General features: G+C 60.2%; 19 protein-coding genes. 3 read left to right on the top strand and 16 right to left on the bottom strand.

Features of this window, described 5'->3' with window-relative positions; genetic code table 11:
* Positions 1–117: 117 nt before the first annotated feature.
* The 8 genes from J2Y56_RS09375 to betI all read right to left on the bottom strand — a co-directional run bounded on the left by J2Y56_RS09375 (position 118) and on the right by betI (position 11,715).
* The gene (locus J2Y56_RS09375; RefSeq protein WP_310349846.1) at positions 118–1,296 is read right to left on the bottom strand and encodes an NAD(P)/FAD-dependent oxidoreductase; all 1,179 of its coding nucleotides are present in this window, start codon (positions 1,294–1,296) and stop codon (positions 118–120) included.
* 146 nt (positions 1,297–1,442) lie between these two features.
* Entirely contained in the window at positions 1,443–2,780 is a 1,338-nt protein-coding gene (gene dbpA / locus J2Y56_RS09370) for an ATP-dependent RNA helicase DbpA (protein WP_238543950.1), read from the bottom strand.
* A gap of 231 nt (positions 2,781–3,011) precedes the next feature.
* Complete coding sequence (gene mdtD / locus J2Y56_RS09365; RefSeq protein WP_007945409.1) at positions 3,012–4,439, bottom strand: multidrug transporter subunit MdtD; 1,428 nt, start codon at positions 4,437–4,439, stop codon at positions 3,012–3,014.
* A gap of 187 nt (positions 4,440–4,626) precedes the next feature.
* Positions 4,627–5,964: a metallopeptidase TldD-related protein gene (locus J2Y56_RS09360; RefSeq protein ID WP_310349845.1), complete on the bottom strand. Its 1,338-nt coding sequence runs from the start codon at positions 5,962–5,964 to the stop codon at positions 4,627–4,629.
* Entirely contained in the window at positions 5,964–7,406 is a 1,443-nt protein-coding gene (locus J2Y56_RS09355; protein WP_310349843.1) for a TldD/PmbA family protein, read from the bottom strand. Before J2Y56_RS09355 ends, J2Y56_RS09360 begins: the two co-directional genes overlap by 1 nt.
* 274 nt (positions 7,407–7,680) lie before the next feature.
* A complete protein-coding gene (betA, locus tag J2Y56_RS09350; protein WP_007947780.1) occupies positions 7,681–9,384 on the bottom strand; it encodes a choline dehydrogenase in 1,704 nt (567 codons plus the stop codon).
* A gap of 156 nt (positions 9,385–9,540) precedes the next feature.
* Positions 9,541–11,013 (bottom strand): betaine-aldehyde dehydrogenase, encoded by a 1,473-nt coding sequence (gene betB, locus J2Y56_RS09345; RefSeq protein WP_007947779.1) that lies wholly within the window; start codon positions 11,011–11,013, stop codon positions 9,541–9,543.
* A gap of 108 nt (positions 11,014–11,121) precedes the next feature.
* Entirely contained in the window at positions 11,122–11,715 is a 594-nt protein-coding gene (gene betI / locus J2Y56_RS09340) for a transcriptional regulator BetI (protein WP_007947778.1), read from the bottom strand.
* A gap of 379 nt (positions 11,716–12,094) precedes the next feature.
* On the opposite strand from betI, the gene J2Y56_RS09335 reads away from it, so the two are divergent.
* The gene (locus J2Y56_RS09335) at positions 12,095–14,044 is read left to right on the top strand and encodes a BCCT family transporter (protein WP_310349864.1); all 1,950 of its coding nucleotides are present in this window, start codon (positions 12,095–12,097) and stop codon (positions 14,042–14,044) included.
* A 197-nt stretch (positions 14,045–14,241) separates the two neighbouring features.
* Here J2Y56_RS09335 and choV read toward each other — a convergent pair whose 3' ends face one another.
* The 3 genes from choV to J2Y56_RS09320 form a co-directional block, all read right to left on the bottom strand.
* Entirely contained in the window at positions 14,242–15,420 is a 1,179-nt protein-coding gene (choV, locus tag J2Y56_RS09330; RefSeq protein ID WP_007947773.1) for a choline ABC transporter ATP-binding protein, read from the bottom strand.
* Positions 15,417–16,262: a choline ABC transporter permease subunit gene (choW, locus tag J2Y56_RS09325; RefSeq protein ID WP_007947772.1), complete on the bottom strand. Its 846-nt coding sequence runs from the start codon at positions 16,260–16,262 to the stop codon at positions 15,417–15,419. Before choW ends, choV begins: the two co-directional genes overlap by 4 nt.
* 66 nt (positions 16,263–16,328) lie before the next feature.
* Complete coding sequence (locus tag J2Y56_RS09320; RefSeq protein ID WP_007947771.1) at positions 16,329–17,276, bottom strand: choline ABC transporter substrate-binding protein; 948 nt, start codon at positions 17,274–17,276, stop codon at positions 16,329–16,331.
* Positions 17,277–17,712: 436 nt separating this feature from the next.
* Here J2Y56_RS09320 and J2Y56_RS09315 point away from each other — a divergent pair, with 436 nt between their 5' ends.
* Together J2Y56_RS09315 and J2Y56_RS09310 are read left to right on the top strand one after the other, a co-directional pair.
* The gene (locus J2Y56_RS09315) at positions 17,713–19,089 is read left to right on the top strand and encodes an L-serine ammonia-lyase (RefSeq protein ID WP_310349839.1); all 1,377 of its coding nucleotides are present in this window, start codon (positions 17,713–17,715) and stop codon (positions 19,087–19,089) included.
* 549 nt (positions 19,090–19,638) lie between these two features.
* The gene (locus tag J2Y56_RS09310; protein ID WP_007947769.1) at positions 19,639–20,742 is read left to right on the top strand and encodes a GlxA family transcriptional regulator; all 1,104 of its coding nucleotides are present in this window, start codon (positions 19,639–19,641) and stop codon (positions 20,740–20,742) included.
* Positions 20,743–20,845: 103 nt separating this feature from the next.
* Here the strand turns inward: J2Y56_RS09310 and J2Y56_RS09305 are convergent, their stop codons facing one another.
* The 5 genes from J2Y56_RS09305 to J2Y56_RS09285 form a co-directional block, all read right to left on the bottom strand.
* On the bottom strand, positions 20,846–21,109 hold the full coding sequence (locus J2Y56_RS09305; RefSeq protein WP_007947768.1) for a hypothetical protein: 264 nt from the start codon (positions 21,107–21,109) through the stop codon (positions 20,846–20,848).
* Between the two features lie 388 nt (positions 21,110–21,497).
* Positions 21,498–22,661: a gamma-butyrobetaine dioxygenase gene (locus tag J2Y56_RS09300; protein ID WP_007947765.1), complete on the bottom strand. Its 1,164-nt coding sequence runs from the start codon at positions 22,659–22,661 to the stop codon at positions 21,498–21,500.
* A gap of 14 nt (positions 22,662–22,675) precedes the next feature.
* Positions 22,676–23,152, bottom strand: a complete 477-nt coding sequence (locus J2Y56_RS09295) for a thioesterase family protein (RefSeq protein ID WP_150780564.1) — start codon at positions 23,150–23,152, stop codon at positions 22,676–22,678.
* A gap of 143 nt (positions 23,153–23,295) precedes the next feature.
* Entirely contained in the window at positions 23,296–24,261 is a 966-nt protein-coding gene (locus J2Y56_RS09290; RefSeq protein WP_007947762.1) for an L-carnitine dehydrogenase, read from the bottom strand.
* 142 nt (positions 24,262–24,403) lie between these two features.
* Positions 24,404–25,291, bottom strand: a complete 888-nt coding sequence (locus J2Y56_RS09285; protein ID WP_007947761.1) for a 3-keto-5-aminohexanoate cleavage protein — start codon at positions 25,289–25,291, stop codon at positions 24,404–24,406.
* Positions 25,292–25,354: the final 63 nt, after the last annotated feature.

The following is a 25,354-nucleotide window of genomic DNA, read 5'->3' as shown; positions in this document are numbered from 1 at the left end:
CGCATAACCACTGTGGGAGCGAGCCTGCTCGCGAAAGCGGTCTTACATTCAACATCGATGCTAGATGTTCCGACCTCTTCGCGAGCAGGCTCGCTCCCACAGTGTGTTGGGGTTGTATCAGACGAATTGCGCGGCGGCGTAGCCTGAGGCCCAGGCCCACTGGAAGTTGAAACCACCGAGGTGTCCGGTGACGTCGAGCACTTCGCCGATGAAGTACAACCCCGGGCTTTTCAGCGACTCCATGGTTTTGGACGACACTTCGTTGGTGTTGACGCCGCCCAAGGTGACTTCGGCAGTGCGGTAGCCTTCGGTACCGGCCGGCACCACTTTCCAGCTCGCCAGTTTTTCGGCGATGTCGGCGATTTCCGCGTGGGTGTACTGCTTCATCGGTTTGGACACGAACCAGTTGTCCGCCAGCAAGTTGGCCATCTTCTTGGTGAAGATTTCCCCCAGCAGGGTTTTCAGCTCGCTGTTCGGACGTTCGGCCTGCTGCTGTTGCAGCCACTCATGCACGTCGTGGTCCGGCATCAGGTTGATCTCGACCGTGTCGCCGGATTCCCAGAACGAAGAAATCTGCAAAATCGCCGGGCCGCTGAGGCCGCGGTGAGTGAACAGGATGTTCTCGCGGAAACTCTGATCGTTGCAGCTCACCAGGCAATCCACCGACGTGCCGGACAGCTCGGTGCAAAGTTCTTTCAGCTGATCGGTAATGGTGAACGGCACCAGGCCAGCGCGGGTTGGCAACAGTTCATGACCGAACTGTTTGGCGACCTGATAACCGAAACCGGTGGCACCCAAGGTCGGAATCGACAGGCCGCCCGTGGCGATCACCAATGACTCACAGGTGATCTGGCCCATCGTGGTGTCCAGCAGGTAACCGCTTTCGAGTTTTTCGATGGTCTGGATCGAGGTGTCCAGGTGCAGGCTCACGCCGACCTGATCGCACTCGTTGAGCAGCATTTCGAGGATGTCGCTGGATTTGTTATCGCAGAACAACTGCCCGAGCTTTTTCTCGTGGTACGGCACGCCGTGTTTGGCGACCATACCGATGAAATCCCACTGGGTGTAGCGCGCCAGTGCGGATTTGCAGAAGTGTTCGTTCTGCGAGAGGAAATTGCCCGGTTCGGTGTACATGTTGGTGAAATTGCAGCGGCCACCGCCCGACATCAGGATTTTCTTGCCGGCCTTGTTCGCATGGTCGAGCAACATCACTTTGCGCCCACGCCCGGCGGCGGTCAGCGCACACATCAACCCTGCGGCGCCAGCGCCAATGATCACGACTTCGGTAGAGCGCAAAACGGTGTCCTCACACAAGAGCTGATCTGGAATGCAATCAAATGTGGGAGCTGGCCTGCCGGCGATGGCATCGACGCGGTTTACCAGTCAGACCGAGTCGATGCCATCGCTGGCAGGCCAGCTCCCACAGGGGGGGCGCGGCGTTCTTACAGGATGCGAACGCGCAGCGAACGGCCTTTGATCTTGCCGTCATTCAGGCGCTGCAAGGCTTGCTTGGCGATCCCGCGTTCAACCGCCACAAAAGCCTGGAAGTCGAAAATCGCGATCTTGCCCACCTGGGCGCCCGGAATACCGGCATCGCCAGTCAGTGCGCCCAGAATGTCACCCGGACGAACCTTGTCTTTACGGCCGGCACCGATGCACAGGGTGCTCATCTGCGGCAGCAACGGACCGCCACCCTGGCTGGTGAGGTTGTCCACCAGATCCCAGGTCAACGGCGATTGCTGCAGATGTTCGATGGCTTGGGCGCGTTGCGCTTCGGGCGGTGCAACCAGGCTGATCGCGAGGCCTTTCTCACCGGCACGACCGGTACGGCCGACACGGTGAATGTGGATTTCCGAATCACGGGCCAGTTCGACGTTGATCACCATATCCAGCGAGTCGATGTCCAGACCGCGAGCAGCGACGTCGGTGGCCACCAGTACCGAAGTACTGCGGTTGGCGAACATCGCCAGCACCTGGTCGCGATCACGCTGTTCCAGATCGCCATGCAGACCCACGGCGGAGATGCCTTTGGCGGTCAGGTGGTCGACGGTTTCCTGAACCTGCTGCTTGGTGTAGCAGAAGGCCACGCAGGATGCCGGGCGGAAGTGGCCGAGGACCTTGGTCACGACGCTCATGCGCTCTTCCGGGGAGATCTCGTAGAAGCGCTGTTCGATCTGTGAGTCGTCGTGGAACGCCTCAGCCTTCACTTGCTGCGGGTTGCGCATGAATTTTGATGCAAGCTGCTTGATGCCTACCGGGTACGTGGCCGAGAACAGCAGTGTCTGGCGGCGTTCCGGGGCCTGCATGATGATTTCTTCGATGGAGTCGTAGAAACCCATGTCGAGCATGCGGTCAGCTTCGTCGAGAATCAGCGTGTTGAGGCCGTGCAGTACCAGCGAACCTTTGCGCAGGTGCTGCTGAATGCGCCCCGGCGTGCCGACGATGATGTGCGCGCCATGTTCCAGCGAAGCGATCTGCGGGCCGAGGGAGACGCCACCGCACAGGGTCAGAACCTTGATGTTGTCTTCGGCGCGGGCCAGACGACGGATTTCCTTGGCGACCTGATCCGCCAGCTCGCGGGTCGGGCAGAGGATCAGCGCCTGGCAACCGAAGTAGCGCGGATTGATCGGGTTCAGCAGGCCGATACCGAAGGCGGCGGTCTTGCCGCTGCCGGTCTTGGCCTGGGCGATCAGGTCCATCCCCTTGAGGATCACCGGCAAGCTTTGCGCCTGGATCGGCGTCATCTGGGCATAACCGAGGGAGTCGAGGTTAGCCAGCATGGCGGCGGACAGCGGCAAAGTATTAAAAGCGGTGGCGATGGTGGTCACGGGACTGGCCTGCAAAACAAAATGTCGCGCAGTGTACCAGTCTGGCCCTCTCTACCTGCAAATTCTGGACGAATAGCCTGTAGCAGCTGCCGAGGCACGAGGCTGCGTTGCGTGTCCGCAGGACCGCTATCGGGGGCCGCTTCGCAGCCCAACGCAGCCTCGTGCCTCGGCAGCTGCTACAAGTCAGTGTTCTATATCGTGCTCGCGGGTGACCGTCCGTCGGCCATCCGTTGGTGAGAGCTGCGAGAAGATGGCTGCGGCGAGCATTGCCATGATGCCAACGGTGACGAAGGTCAGTTGGAACGCGCCCAGAACCGTCTGCACGCCATCGTTTCCGATCTCTGCGGTAAAGCCGCCGAGCAATGCACCGGCACACGCAACCCCCAGGCTCAGGGACAATTGCGCCACCACCGACAACAGGCTGTTGCCGCTGCTGGCGCTGGCATCGTCGAGGTCGATCAGGGTCACGGTGTTCATCGCCGTAAATTGCAGCGAGTTGATTGCCCCGAGAATCGCCAGCAGACACAGCAGCAGCCAGTACGGCGTCTGTTCGCTGACCAGGCCCATGCTCGCCAGCATGATGCCCAGCGCCAGGGTATTGCCGGTCAGCACGATGCGATAGCCCAGACGCTCGATCAGCGGTCGCGCCACCCACTTGGCGATCATCGCCGCTGCGGCCAGCGGCAGCATGCTCATCCCGGCCTGTGACGGCGAATAACCCAGCGCCACTTGCAGCAGCAATGGCACGAGGAAGGGCAGTGCGCCGCTGCCGAGGCGGGCGAACAGGTTGCCGAGAATGCCGACGGCAAAGGTCCGGGTCTTGAACAGCGATGGGGCGAATAGCGGATTGTCGATATGCCCGGCGCGCAACCAGTACGCCGCGAGACAGGCCATGCCAGCGAACAGCAGCAACATCACTCGCAAGTGGGGCAGATGCATTTCGCCCAGGCCTTCCATGGCGATGGTGATCAGAATCATTGCGGCGCCGAACAGCACGAATCCCAGGCTATCGAAACGGGTGCGTTCGGAACCGCGCAGGTCCGGGATAAATTTCCACACGGCATAGCAGCCGACCAACCCGACGGGCAGGTTGATCAGGAAGATCCAGTGCCAGGTCAGGTATTGCACCATCCAGCCGCCCATGGTCGGGCCGATCAACGGTCCGAGCAGGCCGGGAATGGTGATGAACCCCATGATCCGCACCAGTTCCGAGCGCGGGTAGGCGCGCAGCACCACGAGGCGCCCGACCGGCAACATCAACGCGCCGCCCAGGCCCTGAATCACTCGGGCGCCATTGAGCATGCTCAGGCTGCTGGACAAGGCGCAGAGCAACGAGCCGAGACTGAATAGCAAGATTGCGCTGAAGAAGATTTTCTTGGTGCCGAAACGGTCGGCGATCCAGCCGGAGGCGGGGATCAGCAAGGCGACGGTGAGCATGTAGGCAATGATCACACCCTGCATGCGCAAAGGGTCTTCCGCCAGGTCCCGGGCCATGGCCGGCAGGGCGGTGTTGAGGATGGTGCCGTCGAGCGATTGCATGAAAAAAGCGATGGCGACGACCCACGGAATCCAACGGGCGGTGACAGCGTCGAGAGGCGGGCGGTTGGGCATGGGACCTCTTGCGGGTGTGAGATGAAACAATCTGCAAAACGGTGAACCCTGTAGCAGCTGGCGAAGCCTGCGTTCGAGGACGAAGTCCTCGCATACCGGCAGCCGCGTTCTGTCTGATCCACCGCATTTGCCGGGCTGGCGAGGACTGCGTCCTCGAACGCAGGCTTCGCCAGCTGCTACAAGGTGTTTACAGCGTCAGCGTGAGTTTGCTGATCAGTGCGCCGGGCAACAACGCCGAAGCGGTCGCCCGCTGACTGTAGGTACTCGCCGACAGCAACAAATCACGCTCTTCGGTCAACGCCTCCAACTGCGAACCGAGCAAACTGTAGGCACTGTCATCAAAACGCATGGTGCTGACCGGCGCCTGAATCTCGCCGTTCTCGACCCAGAATGTCGCAAACCGCGTCATGCCGGTCATGCGTGCCCCCGGTTGGTCGGAGTAGTTCAAGTACCACAGGTTGCTGATGTACAAACCCGTGCCCAGTTGCTTGAGGATCTCGGCTTCAGGCAACGTCCCGGCAGCCATGATCAATGCACTCGGCATTTCACCGCCGCCCGCCCCGTTGGCGCTCAAACCGTATTCGGCCGCGCTGCGTGAATTGACCATTTGTGCGCCGGCCCGGCCTTCGACGATCAACCCCAGATCACTGCGTGGATAGCCTTCGCCGGAGAAAGCCGGGCTCAGGGAGCCACTGACCTTTTCATCAATGGACACCTGCGCACTGAACGCACTGTCCCCCGCATAAAGCTTTTGCAGGGGACTGGTTTTGCTGGCAATCGACTGCGCCGAAAACCCGCCCCAGCAGAGCATGCCCATGATTTCTTCGAGTGCCGCCGGTGCGAGGTAGGCGCGGTACTGACCCGGTGCCAAGGTGCGCAATGGCCGACCGAGAAACGCCAATTGCTCGCGTGCCAGAGCGAAGCGCTTGGCAAACCCTTCGCTGCTCCAGTCATGCCCGGCGTAGCTGGCTTTCACCGCTTGGCCATTTTCATGAAACAGGCTGAAGTCGAAGTTGAAACTGTTGGCTTGATGCCAGCCAAACGCCCCCGAGGAGCTGGCGAAACCACGACTGATCGGGCCTGCCGCGTAGAAACCCACCAGGTCCAGGCCTTCGGCGGCCTGAGTGATTTCAGCGACCACTTGCTCGGTGTCCGGCAGTGGATGCTCCTGCACATTCTTGCTCTGCCAACCGTTGTGGTTGAGCAGCAAGTACGGGTCCAGCGGTAGCAACGGCAGGATCGATCGCAACTGTTGCAGACCTTCGGCCAGACGCTGCACATCCACTTCCGGATCACCGGCCAGCGTGATGTCGAGGTCGGTGTGCCGGCCATCGTTGATCAGTTTGAAACCGACACTCGCCTGCTGCACCTGACCGGCCTGACGCACCTTGGCGTGGTTGAAGCGCACGAAGGCCGACGACTCGGCGGCGTAGCTGAGGGTGAACTGCTCCGGCTCGCGAATCGCCTCGCGCAGCCAGTTGACCAAGACCTTGAAAGACTCAGCCTGACTTTTTGAAGTGCTCATCAGGCATCTCCCCCAAACACATCAACGTTGCTGAACACACAGGCCGGCGAGGCGTGGCCGACACGGATCACCTGGTTCGGTTCGCCCTTGCCGCAGTTCGGTGTGCCCAGCACCTTGACGGTGTCGGCGTCGCCGACGGCGCTGAGGTTTTTCCAGAACTGGGCGGAAATCGCCCGGTAGTTGGGGTTTTTCACCACGCCTTTGAGTTCGCCGTTTTCAATCAACTGCGCCCATTCGCAGCCGAACTGGAACTTGTTACGTGCATCGTCGATGGACCACGAACGATTGGTCGACATCATGATGCCGTGCTCGATGTTGCCGATCAGTTGCGCCAGCGGTTGATCGCCGGGCTCGATATTGAGGTTGGCCATGCGGTCGATGGGTGGGCGGTTCCAGCCACAGGCGCGACTGTTGGCAACGCCGTTCATGCCGGCGCGAAATTGCGACAACGCGCCACCCAATGGGCGCAGCAGCAAACCTTCCTTGATCAGGAATTGCTTGCTCGCGGCGGTGCCGTCATCGTCATGGCCGTAGCTGGCGAGCTGTTCGGGGATGTCCGGGTCGAACGTCACATTGAGCAGTGACGAGCCATATTGCAGGTGACCGAAGTCTTCTGCCTTGACGAAACTGGTGCCGGCGTAATTGCGCTCGTCGCCGAGGATGCGGTCCAGTTCCAGCGGGTGACCGATGGACTCGTGAATCTGCAACATCATCTGGTCCGGCATCAACAGCAGGTCGCGCGGGCCTTGTGGGGTGTTCGGCGCCAGCAGTAATTGCAGCGCTTGATCTGCGACTTGCGGGCCGGCACCGATCAGGCCACAACGGCTGATCACATCGGCGCCGCCCTGTTGGCCGAAGTTCTCGCGGCCCAGGCTACGGGTCTGGCTGTCGCTGCCGTCGTAGGCGGTGACGTCGAGGCCAGGGTAGACGAAACGTTGCGCCTGGCGCAGTTCGGCGCCAGCGCTGTTGAGGTAGATCTGCTCGACGTGAGTGACGCCGATGCTCACTTGCCAGTTCACCAGTCGCTCGTCCTTGGGCACGGACGCGGATTCGGCGCCGAGCAATTGGTAGCAATCGCTCAGGGACGGGAAGGGCTGGTCGAGGTTCGGCGAAAAGTAGTCGGCGCGGTCGCTGGAGACGACTTGGTTGCGCAGGTCGAGCAAGGCGTGGGGCTTGAGTCGCCGAGCTTGTTGCTCGGCGCGGTCCAGCGCCGATTGCAGGCCTTGTTGCGACAGATCATTGGTCGCGGCGTAGGCTTCGACACCGTTGACGCGCACGGTCAGCATCGCGCCTTCGTCACGGCTCAGGCTTGGAGGTTCGGCGACGTTCTTGCGCACCGACAGGTACTGGCCGGACTCGCGCGCATAACGCAGCGAAAAGAATTCAGCGCCCGTGCGCAAGGCAGCGAAGCGCTGCTTGAGCTGGGGGTGGAAATCGAACATTCAGGAACCTCCTTGGCATGGAGTGGCGGTGTTGCGGTACTGCGAGGGGGGTGAAACGTTTGCGTGGCGCTAGATTAGGCCTGCGCGGGGGGTAGGATCAAGCTTGGATCGGTGTAGGAAAGTATTACCGGGAGAGGTGTGGTGTTTTGGCTGGCCCCATCGCGAGCAGGCTCGCTCCCACATTTAATTTTGGGTGATCACAGATTATGTGTTCACCCAAGATCCCCTGTGGGAGCGAGCCTGCTCGCGATTGGCTGCGCCTCGGTGTGATGCCTTACTGAGCAGTAGCGCTCACATCCCGCATCGGCTTGCCCCGCACCGGTGCATCACCGGCCACGAAATAAGCAGCCTTGCTGCGCGGCAGCGGCTGGCGGCCACGGATCTTGTCGGCGATTTTCTCGGCGATCATGATCGTCGGCGCGTTCAGGTTGCCGGTGGTGATGATCGGCATGATCGAGGCATCGACCACTCGCAGACCTTGCATGCCGTGCACCCGACCTTCGCCATCAACCACGGCCATTTCGTCGGTGCCCATCTTGCACGAGCAAGACGGGTGGAACGCGGTTTCGGCGTGTTCACGGATGAACTTGTCGAGCTGCTCATCGGTTTGCACGTCGATGCCTGGGCTGATTTCGCGGCCACGGAAAGCGTCCAGCGCAGGCTGCTGCATGATTTCACGGGTCAGGCGGATGCCGTCGCGGAATTCCTGCCAGTCCTGCTCGGTGGCCATGTAGTTGAACAGGATGCTCGGGTATTCGCGCGGGTCTTTCGACTTCGCTTGAATACGACCCCGGCTTGGCGAACGCATCGACCCCATATGCGCCTGGAAACCGTGCTCTTTCACACCGTTGCTGCCGTTGTAGTTAATCGCGACCGGCAGGAAGTGGTACTGGATGTTCGGCCAATCGAATTCCGGACGGGTGCGGATGAAACCGCCGGCTTCGAACTGGTTGCTGGCGCCGATGCCGGTGCCGTTGAACAACCACTCGGCACCGATGGCTGGCTGGTTGTACCAAAGCAGCGACGGGTACAGCGAAACTGGCTGGGTGCAGGCGTATTGCAGGTACAGCTCAAGGTGATCCTGCAGGTTTTCGCCGACGCCTGGCAGGTCATGGACCACCGGGATGTCGAGTTTGCTCAGCAGTTCGGCCGGGCCGACACCGGAGCGTTGCAGGATCTGCGGCGACGCGATGGCGCCGGAACACAGCAGCACTTCCTTGCGGGCGCGGACTTCAACACGTTCTTCAGCGGCGCCGATCAGGTAACGCACGCCGACCGCACGCTTGCCTTCGAACAGGATCTTGTCGGTCAGGGCGTGGGTGACGATGGTCAGGGTCGAACGCTTCTTGGCGACGTCCAGGTAACCGCGAGCGGTACTGGCGCGACGGCCCTTCGGCGTCACGGTACGGTCCATCGGGCCGAAGCCTTCTTGCTGGTAACCGTTCAAATCTTCGGTGCGCGGGTAACCGGCCTGCACGCCCGCTTCGACCATGGCGTGGAACAGCGGGTTGTTGCCGGCTTTGGGCGTGGTCACGCTGACCGGACCTTCGCCACCGTGATAATCGTTCGGGCCGATGTCGCGGGTTTCGGCTTTGCGGAAATACGGCAGGCAGTTCAGGTAATCCCAGTCTTCCAGGCCTGGCAGTTTGGCCCAGTTGTCGTAGTCCATCGCGTTGCCACGGATGTAGCACATGCCGTTGATCAGCGAGGAACCACCCAGGCCCTTGCCGCGACCGCATTCCATCCGGCGACCGTCCATGTGCGGCTCTGGATCGGTTTCGTAGGCCCAGTTGTAGCGACGGCCTTGCAGCGGGAACGCCAGGGCCGCCGGCATTTGCGTGCGGAAGTCGAAACGGTAGTCGGGGCCGCCCGCTTCGAGCAGCAGGACAGTGACGCCTTCGTCTTCAGTCAGACGGGTCGCCAGGGTGTTACCGGCCGAGCCGGCACCGATGATGATGTAATCGAATTCTTGGGACATTGAATGCACCCTCTTTGAAGTTGGTCAGGTCACCTGTAGCAGCTGCCGAGGCACGAGGCTGCGTTGGGTTGCGCAGCGACCCCTTTGAGGGCGGTCCTGCGGACGCGCAACGCAGCCTCGTGCCTCGGCAGCTGCTACAGGGTTTTCGGGTGTGCCTTAGAACACCGAGGCGTAATCGCCCAGTTCGACCTGTACCGATTTGATGCGGGTGAAGTTGTTCAGCGAGCTGATGCCGTTCTCACGGCCAACACCTGACTGCTTGTAGCCGCCGACCGGCATCTTCGCGTCGGACTCGCCCCAGGCGTTGATCCAGCAGATACCGGCTTCCAGTTGATGAATCACGCGGTGGGCGCGGTTCAGGTCCTTGGTGACGACGCCAGCGGCCAGGCCGAAGTCGGTGTCGTTGGCACGGCGGATCACTTCTTCTTCGGTTTCGTAGGTCAGGATGCTCATCACCGGGCCGAAGATTTCTTCGCGAACGATGGTCATCTCGTCGGTGCAGTCGGTGAACACGGTCGGGGCCACGAACGCGCCTTTGGCGAATTCGCCGTCAGTCATACGACCGCCGCCGCACAGCACGCGAGCGCCTTCTTCTTTACCTTTGGCGATGTAGCCCAGCACGCTTTCCATGTGGGCGAAGCTGACCAGAGGACCGAAGTTGGTGTTCTCGTCTTCCGGATTGCCAACGCGGATGCGCGCAACGCGTTCAACGATCTTGGCTTCGAAGGCGGCTTTCAGGTGGCTCGGTACGAACACGCGAGTGCCGTTGGTGCAGACCTGACCGGAGCTGTAGAAGTTGGCCATCATTGCGGTGTCGGCGGCGCGATCGAGGTCGGCGTCGTCGAAGATGATCAGCGGGGATTTGCCGCCCAGTTCCATGGTCACGTCTTTCAAGGACGAAGCGGAAGCGCTGGCCATGACTTTCTTGCCGGTGTCGGTGCCGCCGGTGAAGGAGATCTTTTCGATGCGTGGGTGCTCGGTCAGCCAGGTGCCGACTTCACGGCCGCTGCCGGTCAGTACGTTGAACACACCCGCCGGCAGGCCGGCTTCGGTGTAGATCTCGGCCAGTTTCAGGGTCGTCAGGGAAGTGACTTCGCTTGGCTTGAAGATCATCGCGTTACCGGCCGCCAGGGCCGGTGCGGATTTCCACAGGGCGATCTGGATCGGGTAGTTCCACGCGCCGATACCGGCCACGACGCCCAGTGGTTCGCGACGGGTGTAGACGAAGGAGGTGGTGCGCAGCGGGATCTGCTCGCCTTCTATGGCCGGAACCAGGCCTGCGTAGTATTCCAGCACGTCAGCACCGGTGACGATGTCGACGTAACGGGTTTCGGAGTACGACTTGCCGGTGTCCAGGGTTTCCAGGGCGGCCAGTTCATCGTTGCGCTCGCGCAGGATGTCGACGGCACGGCGCAGGATGCGCGAACGCTCCATGGCGGTCATTGCCGCCCAGATTTTCTGGCCCTTTTCGGCACTGACTACTGCGCGCTCAACGTCTTCTTTGGTCGCACGTTGTACTTTTGCGAGGACTTCACCGTTAGCCGGGTTGATGGCTTCGAAAGTGGCGTCGCTGCTGGCGTCAGTGTAGCCGCCATCGATGTAGAGTTTTTGCAGTTCGAAACGGGCCATAAAGTCCTCGCAAGAGCATAAGTGGGTTGGCGGTAACCACTGGACGTGCCGTGAAGCATTGGCGACGCTGGTCAGTGGCGGTTCGGGGGTTGAGCGTTTATGTGTGCTCTAACTCACCCGCTTGGCCAGTTGGATATCCATGTATTCGTAAGCGATCTGTTGCGCCTGTCCGGTGTCGAAAGCGTCTCCCGACAACGCACCGCGCAACCACAATCCGTCGATGAGGGCTGCCAGGCCACGGGCTGCACTGCGCGCATCATCGAGCGGCAATACACGGCGGAACTGGCAGCACAGGTTGGAATACAGACGGTGATCGTTGATCCGCTGCAACCTGTGCAAAGACGGCTGGTGCATGCTGGTGGCCCAGAAGGCCAGCCAGGTTTTCATTGCCGGGCCATTGACCTGGCTGGCGTCGAAGTTGCCTTCGATGATCACCTGCAGATGCGCCCGCGGGCTTTCATCTGTCAGCGCCAGTCGGCGCGCGGTGACGTTCTCGCTGAGGACAGTCATCAGGTACCCCATGGTGGCGGCGATCAGGCCATTCTTGTCCTGAAAGTAGTGACTGATGATGCCATTCGAGACACCGGCCAAACGGGCGATCAGCGCAATGCTGGCGTCCCCCATGCCGACCTGATCGACGGCCTGCAATGTGGCTTCGATCAATTGCTGGCGGCGGATGGGTTGCATACCGACCTTGGGCATCTTGCACATCTCCTTAGGCCTTCCGGTGGACGTCAAGCGGCTACCGGATTGAGGGCCAGTCTATTTTGTTTTGATTGAACGTTCAATCAACAAAGAATAAGATCTGCGACAATTCGTCGCTGCTTACTGATTTTGCCTACGCGTAAATGGCGATAAACCGACATCCAAAAATGCTCGAAACCTATACGCGCAGGCGTTCCAAGGGTTTCGGGCTTTTTTCGGGGTGTCTTTATATCACCCGCCGGTCGGCTGCCCACTAACCGATTGGTCGGGTATCGCGTTGCCTTGTGTTCTTCTCTCGCACTGCCGGAGCATCTGTGCCATGAGTTCTGCCTCTCTAATAAAGACCCCACCCGATAAGGTGACGGTCAACGGTTGGGTGTTCTACACCTCTACCGCGCTGATCCTGTTGTTGACCGCCATTCTGATCATCGCCCCGCAAGAGGCCGGCAGATTGCTCGGTATAGCTCAGGCCTGGTTGTCCCGCAGCTTCGGCTGGTACTACATGGTAGTCATCGCCGCTTACCTGGTGTTCGTGGTGGGCCTGGCGTTTTCCTCCTACGGCAAGCTCAAGCTGGGCAGCAAGGACGATACCCCGGACTTCAGCTACGGCGCCTGGGCGGGGATGTTGTTCTCCTCGGGTATCGGCATCTCGCTGTTGTACTTCGGGGCCTCCGAGCCACTGGACCACTACTTCAATCCACCGGAAGGCGTGGCCGCCAGCAACATGGCGGCGCGTCAGGCCGTGCAGCTGACGTTTCTGCACTGGGGCCTGCATGGCTGGGCGATTTACGCACTGGTCGGTCTGGCCGTTGCCTACTTTGCTTACCGGCACAACCAGCCGCTGGCGTTGCGTTCGGCGTTGTATCCGTTGGTGGGCGAACGCTGGGTCAAAGGCGCGGCCGGTCATGCGGTGGACGGTTTTGGCATGTTCGTGACCCTGTTGGGGCTGGTGACGAACCTGGGGATTGGTTCGTTGCAGGTGTCGTCCGGGCTGGAAAACCTGTTCGGCATGGAACACAGCAACACCAACCTGCTGATCGTGATCATCGTGATGAGCACCGTGGCGACCATCGCCGCCGTGTCGGGCGTGGAAAATGGTATCCGCCGTCTGTCCAACCTGAACATCGTGCTGTTCAGCGGTCTGCTGATTTTCGTGCTGCTGTTCGGCCCGACCCTGCACCTGCTCAACGGTTTCGTGCAGAACATAGGTGATTACCTGAACGGCGTGGTCCTGAAAACCTTCGACCTCTATGTGTACGAAGGCGACAGTGAGAAGTCCGACCGCTGGTTGGGCCTGTGGACCCTGTTCTACTGGGCCTGGTGGATTTCCTGGGCGCCATTCGTGGGCATGTTCATCGCGCGTATTTCCCGTGGCCGCACGGTGCGTGAACTGGTGGCCGGCGTACTGCTGATCCCGTTGGGCTTCACCCTGGCGTGGCTGTCGATCTTCGGTAACTCGGCCCTGGACCTGGTGATGAACCATGGGGCGGTGGAGCTTGGGAAGACGGCGCTTGAACAGCCATCCATGGCGATTTACCAACTGCTTGAACATTATCCGGCGTCGAAGGTTGTGATCGGCGTGTCGATTTTTGTCGGTTTCGTACTGTTCCTGACCCCGGCGGATTCCGGCGCGGTGATGATGGCCAACCTTTCGTGCAAGGGCGGCAACGTCGACGAGGATGCGCCGCACTGGCTGCGGATCTTCTGGTCGGCGGTGATCACCCTCGTGACCATCGGCTTGCTGTTCGCCGGTAACTTCGAAGCCATGCAAACCATGGTGGTGCTGGCCGGTCTGCCGTTCTCGGTGGTACTGGTGTTCTTCATGTTCGGCTTGCACAAGGCCATGCGCCAGGATGTGCAGATCGAACAGGAGCAAGCGGAATTGGCTGCGCGCGGTCGTCGTGGTTTCAGCGAGCGTTTGACTCAGCTGGACTTGCAGCCGAACCAGTCGATCGTCCAGCGTTTCATGGACAAGCAAGTCAGCCCGGCGCTGGAAGTTGCGACGGTGCAATTGCGTGCTCAGGGGCTGGATGTGCAGACGTTGCTGGGCAAGTCCAAACGCTGCATGGGCGTGCGGATCGAGATGGAAGAGGGTAACCCTTTTGTCTACGAAGTGAGCCTGGATGGCTATCTGGCGGCGGCGAGTGACACAGTGTCGGCTGAAAGCGCTGATGAACCGCGTGCGCGCTACTACCGCGCCGAGGTGTACCTGCACAACGGCAGCCAGGATTACGACTTGATGGGCTTCACCCAGGATCAGATCACTCGTGACGTGCTCGATCAGTTTGAAAGCCATCGGCAACTCCTTGGCCGGGTCTATAGCTGAGTTGTAAGCGACGCGGTGTTTCAGTCTGAAGCACCGCGTCGGCCTCATCGCCAGCAGGCTGGCTCCCACATTGGAATGCATTCCCTTGTGGGAGCCAGCCTGCTGGCGATGAGGCCTCCAACTTCAACACGGCATCGCCCGCTGTCCCGATAAACAAAAACGCCGCGATCTCTCGCGGCGTTTTTGTGTCTGTTGCCTTACCCCAGGTTCTTGCCGAGCAGTGCGTGATACAGCTCGCTGTCACCCAGAATCCCGACCACTTTCTGGTTGTCGTGCAGCACCAGTTTATTGCCGGTCTGATATCGAATCTGCAGCGCATCGCGCATGCCGATGTTGGAGTCCACCAGTGTCGGCCGACGTCCCAGGCCTTCAACCGCTTGCCCTGGAATCCAGTTCTGCAGGTCCAGGCTCAAGCCGTTCTGGCGGGCGCCTTTGATAGTGTTGCCTTCGGCCAGGTCCAGCCACGAATCGCCGCCCGGATCGAGGCAGACTGAACCGTTGATGCGCTTGCAGTTATCCAACGTGCGCATCAGGCTGCGGCCGCACAACACGTTCAGCGGATTGGTGTGCGCAACGAAGGTCCGCACGTAGTCGTCCGCCGGGTTCAACACGATCTCTTCCGGCTTGCTGTATTGAATGATCCGGCCGTCTTTCATGATCGCAATACGGCTGCCGAGCTTCAGGGCTTCATCGAGGTCGTGGCTCACGAACACGATGGTCTTGCTGAGTTTGTTTTGCAGTTCCAGCAATTCGTCTTGCAGGCCCTGGCGGATCAGCGGGTCGAGTGCCGAGAACGGTTCGTCCATCAGCAGAATGTCGGCGTCCATCGCCAAGGCGCGAGCCAGACCCACGCGTTGCTGCATACCGCCGGAGAGCTCGTCGGGTTTCTTGTTGCGCCACTGGGTCAGGCCCACCAGCTCCAGCTTGTCGTCCACCAGCTTGCGCCGTTCTTTTTCCGGGCGACCCTGCATTTCCAGGCCGAAACTGATGTTCTCGCGCACCGTCAGCCAAGGCATCAGGGCGAACTTCTGGAACACCATCGCAATGCGCTTGGTGCGCATCATTTTCAGTTCCGCCGGGGTGCACGAGGCGATGTCGATCTGCTTGCCTTCGTGCTCGACGAACAACTTGCCACGGCTGACGGTGTTGAGGCCGTTGATGCAGCGCAGCAGGCTGGATTTTCCTGAGCCGGACAGGCCCATCAGTACGCAGATTTCACCTTTTTCGATGTCCAGGCTGGCTTTTTCAACGCCGACAATTTGCCCGGTCTTTTTCAGGATCTGGTCGCGGGTCATGCCTTGGTCGAGAAGCTTGAGCGCCTCACGCGGGTCTCTGGAGAAGATTACGTCGACGTCTTCGAAGCGAATAATGCTCATGCGTCACCCCCTACTTTAGCGTCGGGTTGTTTGCAGATACGGTCGAGCATGATCGCCAGCAATACGATCGCCAGGCCCGCTTCGAAGCCCAGGGCGATATCAGCAGTGTTCAGTGCGTTGACCACGGGTTTGCCCAGGCCGTCGGCGCCCACCAGTGCCGCGATCACTACCATCGACAGCGACAGCATGATGCACTGGGTGATGCCGGCCGCGATGCTTGGCATGGCGTGGGGCAGTTCAATCCGTGAGAGCAGTTGACGGCGCGAGCAGCCGAAGGCTTTGCCGGCGTCCATCAGTTCCTGTGGAACATCGCGAATGCCCAGGTAAGTCAGGCGGATAGGCGCGGCAATCGCGAACACCACCGTCGAGATCAGGCCCGGGACCACACCCAGACCGAAGAGGGTCAGGGTAGGAATGAGGTACACGAAGGTCGGCACGGTCTGCATCAGATCGAGCACCGGACGCATCATTGTGTAGAACATCGGTTTGTGCGCGGCGACGATGCCCAACGGCACGCCGATGACCACGCAGACCAGGGTGGCGAACAGCACTTGGGCGAGGGTTTCCATGGTTTCCTGCCAGTACCCCAGGTTGAGGATCAGCAGGAAGGAGGCGACGACGAAAGCCGTTAGTCCCCACTTTCGTTGTATGAAGTGTGCCAGTAGCGCGATAAGGCCGATCAATGCCAGCGGGTTGAACCAGGTCAGCGCAAAAGTCACGCCGTGGATCATCGTTTCCAGGGTTATCGCGATTGCGTCGAAGGTGTTGGCGCCGTGTTGCGTCAACCATTCAACGAAGCCTGCGATGTACTGGCCTAAAGGGATTTTCTGATCAATCAGCATGGTAGTGAACGTCCGCATGCAAGGAAATAAACAGCCCGGACGGCCGAAACCGCCCGGCATAAGCGATTACTGAGCGAGCTTGGCTTTCACGGCCTCCAGGCCAGGTTTACCGTCAATGGTGGTCACGCCAGCGAGCCAGGTATCGAGGACCTGTGGATTGTTTTTCAGCCAGGCCTTGGCGGCCGCGTCAGGCTTCATCTTGTCGTCCAGGATGTTGCCCATCAGAGCGCTTTCCATGTCGACGGTAAATTCCAGGTTCTTCAGCAGTTGGCCGACGTTGCTGCATTCCTGGGTGTAACCCTTGCGGGTGTTGGTTGCCACGGTGGCGGCGCCGAAGTCGGGGCCGAAGAAGTCGTCACCACCGGTCAGGTATTGAATCTTGAAGCGCTTGTTCATCGGGTGGGGGGCCCAGCCGAGGAAGACCACGGCGGTGTCGCGCTTCTGCGCGCGATCGACCTGCGACAACATGCCGGCTTCGCTGGACTCGACCACTTTGAAACCAGCGTCTTTAAGGCCGAAGGCGTTCTTGTCGATCATACTCTGGATCAGGCGATTGCCGTCGTTTCCGGGCTCGATACCGTAGATTTTGCCGTCGAGTTCTTTCTTGAATTTAGGGATGTCGGCGAAGTCATGCAGTCCTTTGTCGTACAGCGCTTGCGGCACGGCGAGGGTGTACTTGGCGCCTGTCAGGTTGGTGCGCACGACGTCGACCGTGCCGGCATCGCGGTAGGCCTTGATGTCGTTTTCCATGGTCGGCATCCAGTTCCCCAGGAAGATGTCCATGTTCTTGCCGTCGGCGAGGGACTTGTAGGTCACCGGCACGGAAATCATCGTGGTTTTGGTCTTGTAGCCGAGGGCGTTGAGCACGACGCTGGTGGTGGCGGTCGTCGCGGTAATGTCGGTCCAGCCAACATCGGAGAAGTTTACGGTACTGCACTGAGCGGGTTCTGCAGCTTGAGCCAGTAACGGCAGACTCAGCATTGCGGCCAACAACAACGACGGGGAACCTTTCATGGATGGACTCCTTGGTGTTTTTTTTGGCAGTGTTCCGACTGGACCACCGCACTTATAGGTTGCGGTTGGGTGGCGTTTTGGAGACAGCTCTACCACGGCGCCTTGCAATCGAGTCGATACGATCATGTACCAGTGAAAATCTGACGCCTACAGGGTGCGTCGTAACCAGTACAGGGAGGGTCGCATCCAGTGTCGGTGACGTCGTTTACAGCTTTTTTCAGCCCTTTTTTTCCCGCTGATCCGCTAAAAAACGGCGAAAACATTGCGTCGCCGCCCTACGGCGTTAGTGGGCATGAGTGCGTCGGTGTGAGACGTCGAACGACATGACAAAAGCCTGATGATGCGGCCATCTCGGCGGATTGCAGCTTGAGCGTAGCAGCTCCGCCACTGGGCGCTTTTTGCGTCTGGAGTCGGCACATCCAGGAGTTCGGCAGTAATGGCTATCAGTGTTTTCGACCTGTTCAAAATCGGCATCGGTCCTTCCAGTTCGCACACCGTGGGGCCTATGCGGGCCGCCGCGCTGTTTGTTGAGTCGCTGCGCGAAAGGCATTTGCTGGATCAAGTGCGCCGCGTTGAAGTCCAGCTCTACGGTTCGCTGTCGGCCACCGGCATCGGTCACGGCAGCGACAACGCGGTGATCATGGGCTTGATGGGGGAGTGGCCGGACGCGATCGACCCGTCGCAAATCGGGATCTGCATCGCCACCCTGCGCGAAACCGACACATTGCTCCTCGACGGTCGCTTGTCGGTGCCCTTCGTCTGGGCCCGCGACATGCGCCTGATCGACGAAAACCTGCCGTTCCACCCCAATGCCATGACCCTGATCGTCGAGGGTGATCATGGCGAGTTGCATCGCGACACCTACTATTCCGTCGGCGGCGGTTTTGTCGTGGATGAAGCCCAGGCGTCCAGTGGCGTGGTCGATCTGGATCGCACCGAGTTGCCGTACGATTTTTCCAGCGCCGTCGAACTGTTGAGCCTGTGCCAGACGCACAACCTGCGCGTGGCTGAATTGATGATGGCCAACGAAAAGGTCTGGCGCAGTGAAGAAGAAATCCGCGCCGGCCTGATGAAGCTTTGGCGCGCCATGCAAGATTGCGTCGACCAGGGTCTCAAGCACGAAGGCATCTTGCCCGGCGGCTTGAATGTGCGTCGTCGCGCAGCGAAATTGCACCGCAGCTTGCAGGAGCTGGGCAAACCGAATGTGATCGGCTCGACCTTGAGCGCCATGGAATGGGTCAACCTGTTCGCGCTGGCGGTCAACGAAGAGAACGCCGCCGGCGGGCGCATGGTGACAGCACCGACCAACGGCGCGGCGGGGATCATTCCGGCGGTGTTGCACTACTTTATGAAGTTCAGCGAAGCGGTGACGGACGCCAACGTGGTCGACTATTTCCTCAGCGCCGCAGCCGTGGGGATTCTGTGCAAAAAGAACGCTTCGATTTCCGGTGCCGAAGTCGGTTGCCAGGGTGAGGTCGGTTCGGCCTGCGCCATGGCAGCGGCGGGGTTGGCAGAGATTCTCGGCGCCACGCCGGAACAGCTGTGCAACGCCGCCGAAATCGGTCTGGAACACAACCTCGGTCTGACCTGCGACCCGGTGGGCGGGCTGGTCCAAGTGCCGTGCATCGAACGCAACGCGATTGCGGCGGTGAAAGCGATCAACGCGGCACAGATGGCGCTGCGGGGGGATGGTCAGCACTTTATCTCGCTGGACCGCGTGATCCGCACCATGCGCGATACCGGCGCCGATATGCATGACAAATATAAAGAGACATCCCGGGGTGGGTTGGCGGTTAGCGCGGTGGAGTGCTGAGTCAGTAATTCCGAGTTGTCTGCTTCGCGAGCAAGCCCGCTCCCACATTAGATCTCCAGTGGGCATGGTGTTGTGTACCGCAGAGATCAAATGTGGGAGCGGGCTTGCCCGCGAAGGCGCCAGACCAGTCAAAACTGCGCGCTAAGTGAACACCTGATCCCAATTGCGCCACCTTTTGGCGCGTCGCTTACAGATAAGCGCCTTTCCCGAGATCAGGGATCCAAAACAACCCTGACCACCCGTCACCCGTGCCTGCGGTGACACTCGTTCCCGGCAGCTCGCAGCCCTGTTCCCACAAGTGCTACCGATTTGCTCACCGCCAACGGGGCGGGGCGCTTGCCTCGCCTGATGGCACTTTTATCCTCTGCTCCACGCACGTCATATGCAGACACATTCCGACGTCGTTTTCAGGAGTTATTGAACGCGCATTCAATTTTAGGCATGGCAATTGCTCTGTCATTACAAAGCCCGTCTCCCACCCGAGAACGATGGCAATAAAAAGAGCCTCCGCCTGAGGCCATCACCCGCTTTGTGTGAGGAGATACCGCGATGACGACGTTCAACTCCGGGGCCCAACCCCAGAACCGTGCGCCTCAATCCATTGGCTTTTTGCTGCTGGACAATTTCACGCTGATTTCTCTGGCCTCCGCAGTAGAACCCCTGCGCATGGCCAACCAATTGTCCGGACGCGAGCTGTATCGCTGGACCACTATGACAGTCGATGGCGGCCAGGTCTGGGCCAGTGACGGCCTGCAGATCACCCCCGACTGCTCCATGCATAAAGCGCCGGCCCTGGACACCATCATCGTCTGCGGCGGTATCGGTATCCAACGCACTGTTACCCGTGAGCACGTGTCATGGCTGCAAAGCCAGGCACGTCAGTCCCGTCGTCTGGGCGCGGTCTGTACCGGCAGTTGGGCCCTGGCCTGTGCCGGCCTTCTGGACGGTTTTGATTGCAGCGTGCATTGGGAATGCCTGGCCTCGATGCAGGAAGCCTTCCCGCGGGTGGTCATGAGCACGCGTTTGTTCACCCTGGACCGTAACCGTTTCACCAGTTCCGGCGGCACCGCGCCACTGGACATGATGCTGCACCTGATCAGCCGCGATCACGGCCGTGAACTGTCCGCCGCGATCTCGGAAATGTTTGTCTACGAACGTATCCGCAACGAGCAGGATCACCAGCGCGTGCCGCTCAAGCACATGCTCGGGACCAACCAGCCGAAGTTGCAGGAAATCGTGGCGCTGATGGAGGCCAACCTCGAAGAGCCGATTGACCTTGATGAATTGGCGGTGTACGTCGCTGTTTCGCGTCGACAGCTTGAGCGGTTGTTCCAGAAATACCTGCACTGCTCGCCTTCGCGTTACTACCTGAAACTGCGCCTGATCCGCGCCCGGCAGTTGCTCAAGCAAACGCCGATGTCGATCATCGAAGTGGCGTCGGTGTGCGGCTTTGTTTCCACGCCGCACTTCTCCAAGTGCTACCGCGAATACTTCGGCATTCCACCGCGTGACGAACGTGTAGGTTCCAACACCACGCAACAGGTGGCGATGATGCCGCTGCCGCAAGCACTGGTGCTGTCACCTCTGTCCGGGCCGTTGTCGGCGTTGAGTCAGGCGCGGAACGAGTCGACTTTCGCTAGCGTACGGCTTTAAACCGAGCGGGCTTCATCGCGAGCAGGCTCACTCCCACATTGACCGAGTTCTCTCAAAGGAATGCGGTCAACTGTGGGAGCGAGCCTGCTCGCGATTGGATCTATCAGGCACTGCGACTCTGCTGATACTCCGCCAATGCCGGCAGCAATTGCCTATCGATGGCCTGACGCACCGCCGGCAGGATGGTCGCGCTGCTGGTGTACATCTGCTTGACCATGGTCCGCAGCTCAATTGCCCTTTCGTTATTCAGGCCCCGTACCGCGCATTCGCAAGCTTGCTCGGCGGTGGCCCCCGGGGGCACTGCAAATCCCAACGCCTTGAGCTGGCCCAACAGGTCTTCCTGGTCGATCAAATCGGCGTACATCATGACGCAATCCTTCTTCAGGGAACGGTGTCTTGGCTCGATTCTCGTAGGGGGATGCGGTGGCGGCAAGGGCGATTTGTCGCAATGGCCGCAATACCTATGAGCATGTCGTTTTCGGCTAACTCGCGAGTCAAGGGAGTGGGCACACTGGACTCAGCTGGCAACACGAAGGTTTGGTCACCCTCGCGCAACGGCTCCTCGACAGTACCCTCCTCAGCCCCGATCTTGTCACGGCTTGATCGGGGTTTTTTTTGCCTGTAAATCAGTTGGGAATATGTTGTCTGGACGGACGCCATCGCGAGCAGGCTCACTCCCACACTCAACCGCACTCCTCTGAAAGAACTCGGTCAATTGTGGGAGCGAGCCTGCTCGCGATGAACGATGACGCGGTCTAGCGTTGCAGCACAAGGATCCGCGACAACAACTCATCACGGTCAACGTAGCAGCCTTGGAAATGCCGGGCGCCGCTGGCGGGGTCGAACGCATTGCGGGCATGCAGCGTGCGGCGATTATCAAAGCACCACAGTTCGCCGGGATTGAGCCGCGTCATCACCCGGTACCGCGCTTCTCGGGTCATCGCAATGAAACGCCGGTAGGCGTGATACAACTTGGGCATCTGCTCCACGGAGGCATCAAACGGCCCGCGCAGAAAATTCGCCATGCGGATTTCCGATACCTGTCCCAACGCATCCAGCGCAATGATCGGCGCCAGGCAGCGGTAGTCGCTGTGACGGTCCTTGTTGCGGAATTCCACAGGGATTTCGCAAAGACTGTTAAACGCCTCTGGATCCTCTTCACGCAGGGCGTCGGCAATGGCAAAACCGTCGACAAAAATACTCTCGCCACCGTCGGCGTCATTGACCAGGCAATGCAGAAATTGCAACCCCGGTTGCAGCTCCCGGGTGGGCAGATCGCTGTGCAACGGCAGGTTGAAAGCGGTGTAGGCATTGCTGTCGGCATCGGCCTTGGATTGCACGTTGAACAGCACACCGAAATTGCTCTCGCGGATGAAGGAAATTCGCTGGGCAATCAGTTTCAGCGAGCCCGGCTCAGTCGGTACACCGCGAACCTGGGTCAGACCGACATCGCGCACCGCCAGCAGCCATTGCAGCAGGGCGTTGTTGTCGTTCATCAACGCCTGGTAATCGAACACCGGCAACTGCAAATCGCTGCGCCAAAGCCGTGCTTTGGGTTTGCCGGCCTGGCGTTCGGCGCGGGATTCATCGTCATAGGCATGGGCGCGCAACCAGCCCGGGTCGTAGCGGCTGAGATGGCCATCTTCCCACTCGACGCTGAGACAACCTTCAATATCGACGCTAGCCCCGCTCGGTATCAGGTTTTGCGCGACATCGACGATTTCCAGCACTTGCTCGCGGGTCACGGTATAGACGCATTTCGGGCACGGGCAATTGTCCCGCAACCATTGGTGATGAAAGGGGCTGACGCGATGATCGGCCCACTTCACCAGAATTCGGTCCGCCAAGGATTGCACGCCTACGAGCGCGCTGATCAACGGATAAGTACGGAAGTCGGCAAAAGCAGCGGCGGTGTTCAATGGCGATCTCCTTGTTATTTTTTTTGGGGTAAAGCGATCACTCGGCCAATGTACTCAGGGGCAGGCAGGTCGGCTTGCTCGGCAACGATGGCTTGCAGCTTGCTCAGTGACAGTTCGCTGAACGGTGCGGATCGTGGCCCGGCGAGCTCGACGTGAAGCAGCATCTGCTCATTGCCGGCCAGTTCCTTGTCATCTCCCACAAGATGGAGGCTGTGATAGAGGTGCAAGCGTTTGCTGTCGTGGCCAATGATCTGCGTATGCACTTCGACGTCGGCGTCGAGCTTCACTTCGTGCAGGTAATTGAGGTGCAGTTCCAAGGTAAACAGCGAGTGGCCGCTGGCTTCGCGGTTATTGCTGTCCATGCCGAGGCGATCCATCAGCGCGTCGGTAGCGTAGCTGAAAATCAGCAGGTAGAACGCGTCGCGCAAGTGGCCGTTATAGTCGACCCAGTCGGGGATGATGCGGGTTTGGTAGGTGGTGAGGGTGGGCATGTTTCTCTCCAGGCATGATCGGGATGATCGTCCCCACGCTCCGCGTGGGGATGCAGCCCGGGACGCTCTGCGTCCCAAGAGCGGACGCAGAGCGTCCATTGAGGCATTCCCGCGCGGAGCGTAGGAACGATCAGTGCGGCGGGTTACTCGCTGAAGGTCATCCCATGCTTCTCTTTGGTGGTCTTCACCGCCTCAAGCACCGCCAGCAAGCAATCATCACGATAGCGCTCCAGCGCCGAAATACTGTGGGTCCCCAGCTGATCAGTGGTGCCATCCACCACATCATCAATCAATTTGTCGGTCAGCTCCGGCGCGGGCAGGTAGGTCCACGGCAACTGCAAGGCCGGCCCGAACTGTGCCATGAAGTGGCGCATCCCGGCATCGCCACCCGCCAGGGTGTAGGTCAGGAACGTGCCCATGAACGACCAGCGCAAGCCCGCGCCAAAACGAATCGCGTCATCGATTTCACCGGTGGTCGCCACACCGTCGTTTACCAGATGCAGCGCCTCCCGCCAGAGCGCTTCGAGCAAGCGGTCGGCGATAAATCCGGGGACTTCCTTACGCACATGCAGCGGACGCATGCCCAAGGATTCATACACTTTCATTGCCGCTTGAATCGCTTCAGGCGCGGTGTTTTTGCCGCCGACCACTTCCACCAGCGGCAGCAGGTAAACCGGATTGAACGGGTGCCCGACCACGCAGCGTTCAGGGTGTGTCGCACTTTCGTAGAACTCGCTCGGCAACAGGCCCGATGTGCTGGAGCCGATCAAGGTATTGGGCTTGGCCGCCGCGCTGATTTTGCTGTGAAGTTCCAGTTTCAGCTCGAGACGCTCGGGGGCGCTTTCCTGAATGAAGTCGGCATCGCGCACGCATTCTTCAATCGTCGCGACAAAGCGCAAGCGATCCTGGGAAGCGCCCGGTGCCAGGCCTTGTTTCTCCAGTGCGCCCCAGGCATTGGCGACGCGTTTGCGCAGGGCGGCTTCGGCACCCGGCGCGGGGTCCCAGGCGACGACGTCGAGGCCATGGGCGAGGGCGCGGGACACCCAGCCGCTGCCGATGACACCGCTGCCCAGGGCTGCGAAGGTTTTGATTTCGGTGATGAAGGTCATGGCGACGTCCTGAAAGTATTCGGTGATCCCCTGTGTGAGCGAGCCTGATCGCGATTGCGCAGTGTCAGTCGGCAGAGATGCCGGATGTGACGGCCCCATCGCGAGCAGGCTCGCTCCCACAGTTGGAAAGAGTTGTTAGCAGTTAACCGCGCTTGGTCAGCCCCATTTTTATGCGACCTTCCGCCGGGGTCAGCACGCGGGCACCAAGTCGGCTGAGAATTTCGCTGGCACGCTCGACCAGTTGGCCGTTGGTCGCCAGTACGCCTTTGTCCAGCCAGATGTTGTCTTCCAGGCCGACCCGCACGTTGCCGCCGAGCAACACCGCTTGCGCGGCCATTGGCATCTGCATGCGACCAATGCCGAACCCTGCCCACACCGCATTGGCCGGCAGGTTGTCGACCATGGCTTTCATGGTCGTGGTGTCCGCCGGCGCGCCCCACGGGATGCCCAGGCACAGCTGGAACAGCGGGTCGTCGAGCAGGCCTTCCTTGATCAACTGTTTGGCGAACCACAGGTGACCGGTGTCGAAAATTTCCAGCTCGGCTTTCACGCCCAGCTCTTGAATGCGTTTGGCGCCGGCACGCAGCTGGGCCGGGGTGGACACGTAAATAGTGTCGCCATCGCCGAAGTTCAGGGTGCCGCAATCGAGGGTGCAGATTTCCGGCAGCAGTTCTTCGACATGCGCCAGGCGGGTCAGCGGGCCGACCAGGTCGGTGTTCGGGCCGAACTCCATCGGGTTCTCGCCGGCGCCGATTTCCAGGTCGCCACCCATGCCAGCGGTAAGGTTGACGATGATGTCGACGTCGGCCTCGCGGATGCGCTCCATCACTTCACGGTACAGCGCCACGTCGCGGCTGAACTTGCCGGTTTCGGGGTTACGCACGTGGCAGTGGACCACGGTGGCGCCAGCCTTGGCGGCTTCCACGGCGGCGGCGGCGATTTGTTTCGGGGTGACCGGCACGTGTGGGCTCTTGCTGGTCGTGTCGCCAGCACCGGTGAGTGCGCAGGTGATGATGACGTCGTGGTTCATTGGGCGGTTCCTTACAGGCAAGTGCTTTTTAGGAGAAAGGCAGGGCGTAATGACCCCGTTCGC

The sequence above is a fragment of the Pseudomonas sp. BE134 genome, assembly GCF_031456105.1.
GTDB lineage: Bacteria > Pseudomonadota > Gammaproteobacteria > Pseudomonadales > Pseudomonadaceae > Aquipseudomonas.
Note: the sequence above shows the minus strand (reverse complement) of the source record. Positions and strands in the feature narration are given on the sequence as shown.